Raw genomic sequence first — 249 nt, 5'->3', positions numbered from 1 at the left:
AAGAACGCGCGCAGCGGGATGGTGCCGCGCGGGGTGCGCGCGTACTTGCGGGCGATCGCCCGCGAAATGGTCGATTCGTGCAGCGACAGTTCGCCGGCGATCTCGCGCAGGGTCAGCGGGCGCAGGGCCTGTTCGCCGAATTCCAGGAAGCCGGCCTGGTGGCGCAGCAGGCAGTTCACCACCCGCAGCAGGGTCTCGCCGCGCGCCTCCAGGCTCTTCAACAGCCAGCGCGCTTCCTGCAGGTGCCCG

Annotated in this window: 1 pseudogene; it reads right to left on the bottom strand. The window is 70.7% G+C overall.

Annotation, left to right across the window (positions count from 1 at the left end):
* Window positions 1–249 (bottom strand): annotated as a pseudogene (locus SB822_RS59450) (RNA polymerase factor sigma-54); the annotation flags it as partial.

Origin of the sequence: Paraburkholderia sp. SIMBA_054 (assembly GCF_046534875.1) — a bacterium.
In the GTDB taxonomy this organism is placed as follows: domain Bacteria; phylum Pseudomonadota; class Gammaproteobacteria; order Burkholderiales; family Burkholderiaceae; genus Paraburkholderia; species Paraburkholderia hospita.
This window is presented reverse-complemented; position numbering and strand designations above follow the sequence as displayed.